The organism is Novosphingobium sp. B-7 (assembly GCF_000410615.1).
GTDB classification, from domain to species: Bacteria; Pseudomonadota; Alphaproteobacteria; order Sphingomonadales; family Sphingomonadaceae; genus Novosphingobium; species Novosphingobium capsulatum.
Genome location: NZ_KE148411.1, coordinates 431 through 4,763 on the forward strand (window position 1 = coordinate 431; position 4,333 = coordinate 4,763).

4 protein-coding genes are annotated in these 4,333 nt (G+C 67.6%); 1 reads left to right on the forward strand and 3 read right to left on the reverse strand.

The annotated features are described in order from the left end of the window. The 3 genes from H926_RS33550 to purM form a co-directional block, all read right to left on the reverse strand. A partial coding sequence (locus tag H926_RS33550; protein WP_022677515.1) for an MFS transporter occupies positions 1–1,024 on the reverse strand: 1,024 nt, incomplete at its 3' end. Between the two features lie 5 nt (positions 1,025–1,029). Continuing rightward, the gene (gene purN, locus H926_RS0117835; protein ID WP_028658194.1) at positions 1,030–1,968 is read right to left on the reverse strand and encodes a phosphoribosylglycinamide formyltransferase; all 939 of its coding nucleotides are present in this window, start codon (positions 1,966–1,968) and stop codon (positions 1,030–1,032) included. Positions 1,969–2,104: 136 nt separating this feature from the next. Continuing rightward, a complete protein-coding gene (gene purM / locus H926_RS0117840) occupies positions 2,105–3,211 on the reverse strand; it encodes a phosphoribosylformylglycinamidine cyclo-ligase (protein WP_022677517.1) in 1,107 nt (368 codons plus the stop codon). 84 nt (positions 3,212–3,295) lie between these two features. Between purM and H926_RS28570 the strand changes: the two genes are divergently transcribed. Then, the coding region (locus H926_RS28570) for a hypothetical protein (protein ID WP_022677518.1) at positions 3,296–4,333 on the forward strand (1,038 nt) is incomplete at its 3' end.

Here is a 4,333-nt window from a genome sequence, read left to right on the forward strand (position 1 = left end):
AGGCGAGCGAGCAGCCCAGATCCCAGCCACCCTCGGTGGCCATGTTGAAGCGCAAGGTGCACGACGATGCCCGCGCCATGGCATAGAGCGGCGCCAGCATGGCCGTGGCCGCCATGGGCGTGACCAGCGCGCCCAGCGCGGTGGCGCCCACCGCCGCTAGCGGCGTGGCAAAGGCCAGGGCCTTGGCCACCAGCGCCAGGATCGCCGCGCCATAGGCCAGCGCCAGCGAATGGAGCGGCCGCCCGCCGTCGATCAGGTGGCCGATCAGCAGGCTGCCAGCCGCAGCCGCCACGCCGGCCACGGCAATCGCCCCGCCAAAGGCATCGAAGTGCTGGCCCAGCGTGACGAACAGCGCCAGATTCCAGATCACCGTGGCGCAGCCGGCGTGAAACCCTTCCGACAGGTAGAGCCGGCGGGCAAAGGCGGTGAGTTGGCGATCCAGCATCGCCTCGCGCGCGACATGCGGATTGGGCGCGCCGATCAATGGCAGCACGGCCGCGAGCTGCACCAGCGCGATCGTGCCAAAACCGATCATCGGCCCGGCGCGATCGACCAGCACCCCGCCCACCAGGGGGGCGACGATGCCGACCACGGCGGTGGTCGCCTGCTGGATCGAGACCTGCCGGCCGCCACGGTCGCTATCGGCCAGCGCCGAGACAAAGCTGTGCCAGCCGGTCCAATAGAGCACGCTGCCCAGGCCCGTCACCAGGATGAACAGGGCCAGCATGCCGGCCGCCGGCACCGGCCCGACGCCGGGCACCAGCGGCAACAGCAGGAAGCTGACTACCCGCACCAGCACGCCTGCCAGCACCACGTTTCGCAGCCCTGCCCGCCAGGCCAGCGGCAGGACCAGCCCGCGCAGGGCAAAGCGCGCCAGCAGCGTGCCGGCAAAGGCGGCCAGGGCCATGCCGTTGGAAAAGCCCTGGCTGACCAGGAAGCCAGCGATGAACAGCCCGCCGCTCGATTCGACAAACGATTGCAGGCCGACGTGGATATAGACCCGGCGCATGGGATCGGCGGCCATCGGGCTCAAAACTCCAGCATGGCCGCCAGCCGGCGCGGCGCAATGGCCATCCAGCTACGCTGCAACCAGGCGGCGATATCGTCCCAATCCACTGCGCCGGTATCGAGGCGGATGGCGATCCAGCCGTCGCCGAAATAGGCCGGGCGGTAAAACCGGTCGGGATCGTTCTCGATCAGTTGCGCCTGTTCCTCGATCCCGCTGATCTTGACCAGCAGCGCCACGCGCCTGTCGCCATGGTGATCGGCGCTGACATAGGCAAACTTCTTGCCCTTGGTCACGCCAAAGCAGGCCATGCCATGGCTGCTCACTTCATCAGCTTCGGGCAGAGCCATGGCGCGGGCACGCACTTGCGCCGTCAGCCATTCGGGGCTGGTCTCGCGCGTCACCAGGCGTTCGAGGCAACGGGAATAGAGCTGGTGCTCGGCAAACAGCACGCGCGCGGCCAGGGCTTCGGGCGTGTCGCCCGGCAGGATCGCCACCGGCGTCTGGCCCAGGATCGGCCCGTCGTCCAGTTCGGGCGTGACCAGGTGCACGGTGCAGCCGCCATGGCTGTCACCCGCCGCGATCGCGCGTTCGTGCGTGTGCAGGCCCTTGTAAAGCGGCAGCAGCGAAGGGTGGATGTTGAGCATGCGCCCCTCCCACCGCGCCACGAATTCGGGCGAGAGGATACGCATGTAACCCGCCAGCGCGATATAGCGCGCACCGGAGGCCAGCACTTGTGCTTCCATCAGCGCGTCGTGTTCGGCGCGGGGGATGCCCTTGTGCGGCAGGGCAAAGGTGGCCACGCCCTCGGCCGCAGCCAGGGCCAAGCCCTTGGCCGCCGGATCGTTGGATAGCACCAGCACGATCTCGTACGGGCAATCCTGGGCGCGGCTGGCATAGAGGAGGGCAGCCATGTTGGTGCCGCTGCCCGAAATGAAGACCGCTACCTTTGCCTTGGCCACTTTGCTCATTCCTTGGCACGCTGAGTTGGCGCTGCGGCCTTCGACAAGCTCAGGCCGAACGGAGTGTGGGGTAGGGGAGAAACGACATCTATCCCGTTCGGGCTGAGCTTGTCGAAGCCCCGCGCAGCCCGAAGCCTCAGCCGATATGCACCGCTTCCCACGGTTCGCGCGCAGACCAGGCCTCGGCGCTGCCGAATACGGTGCAGCCCTTGTCGCCTTCCACCACCGTGCCGATAGTGAACACGGTTTCACCCGCCGCAGAAAGGTCGGCTGCCAGGCTTTCCGCCTCGCTCGCTTCCACTGCCAGCACCATGCCGATGCCGCAGTTGAACGTGCGCGCCATTTCGCCCGGCTCGATGTGCCCCTGTGCCTGGAGGAACGCCATCAGGCGCGGCTGTTCCCAGCGGTCGGCATCGATCCGCGCATGCAGCCCCTTGGGCAGGACGCGCGGCACGTTTTCGAGGAGGCCGCCGCCGGTGATGTGCGCCAGGGCATTGATCCGGCCCGAACGGATGAACGGCAGCAGCGTCTTTACATAGATGCGCGTCGGCTCGATCAGCACGTCGATCAGCAGGCGCTCGTTGTCGAACAGGGCAGGGCGATCGAGCTTCCAGCCCTTGTCGGCGGCCAGGCGCCGCACCAGCGAATAGCCGTTGGAGTGCACGCCCGACGAGGCCAGGCCGAGCAGCACGTTGCCCGCGGCCACCTTGTCGCCGGTCAGCTGTTCGCCGCGTTCCACCGCGCCCACGCAGAAGCCCGCCAGGTCATAGTCGCCATCGGCATACATGCCGGGCATTTCGGCGGTTTCGCCACCGATCAGCGCGCAGCCAGCCAGCTTGCAGCCATCGGCAATGCCCGCCACGACTCGTTCGGCCACGCCGTTGTCGAGCCGGCCGGTGGCGAAGTAATCGAGGAAGAACAGCGGCTCGGCGCCCTGCACGATCAGATCGTTGACGCACATCGCCACCAGATCGATGCCGATCGCATCGTGGCGGTCATGGTCGATCGCCAGCTTGACCTTGGTGCCCACGCCATCGTTGCCGGCCACCAGCAGCGGGTCTTTGTACCCTGCTGCCTTGAGATCGAAAAAGCCGCCGAATCCGCCCAGTTCGGCGTCTGCGCCGGGGCGTGCGGTGGCCTTGGCGAGCGGGCCGATGGCCTTCACCAATGCGTTGCCGGCGGCGATGTTCACGCCTGCCTGTTCGTAGGAATAGCTCTGGGGCTTGGAGGTGTCGTTGGCCATGATGATCGGCGCCTAGCCGTTTCCGGCTTGGATTTCCACTTGCCTTTGGGCAAAAGCGCCCGGCACCCTTTGTCCGGAGTTCCCTTGGCCGTTCTGCGCCTGTCCCGCTCGACCCGTTTTTCCCGCTCGTGGCTGGCTTTTGGCGCCGGGGCTGCGGCGCTGGCCGTGGCCGGTGTCCTGGCCGGGCCGGCGATCATGGCCCAGATCGAGGGCGATCGTGGCATCGCGCCGATCGCCAGCACCGGCGATTTCGAGGTGAGCGGGATCGAGGTCAACGTATCGGGCAGCTCTGCCGCCGACGCCCGTGCCAAGGGCTGGCAGGAAGCGGAAAAGCTTGCCTGGCAAAAGCTTTGGAAAACCAACGGGCTTGGCGGCGGCACCGCGCCCGCGCTCGATGCCGGCACGCTCGACGCGATGGTCGCGGCCGTGGTGGTGGAACAGGAACAGATTGGCCCGCACCGCTATATCGCGCGGCTGGGCGTGACGTTCGATCGCGCCCGCACCGGCGGCTATCTCGGCATGCATGGCCAGATCGCACGATCGGCGCCGCTGCTGATCATTCCCGTGCTGTACGAAGGCGGCGTGGCCTCGGTCTATGAAACGCGCACGCCGTGGCAGCGCGCCTGGGCCGAATTCCACACCGGCGAAAGCGCGATCGATTACGTGCGACCCAATGGCGGTGGTGCCGATTCGCTGCTGCTTACCGAGGGCCAGCTATCCCGGCGCAGCCGCAACTGGTGGCGCCTGGTGCTCGATGAATTTGGCGCGGCCGACGTGATCATGCCGATCGCGCGGCTTACCCGCGAATTTCCCGGCGGCCCGATCCATGGCACCTTCACCGCGCGCCATGGGCCTGACAACCGCTTCATCGGCCAGTTCGAACTGACCGCGCCGAGCGATGAACAGCTGCCGCTGATGCTGGCCGATGCGGTGCACCGCCTGGATGCGCTCTATACCGGCGCGTTGCAGCAGGGCCAGCTTGCGCCCGATCCCTCGCTCAACATGGCGCCGCAGTTCGATGCCAAGCTGATCAACCAGATTCTCGATTCGCTCGGCCCGGTGCAACAGTCTGCGCCCGGCGCGGCGGCCCAGCCCGGCGCCCCGGCAGCGGTCGGCGCGGCC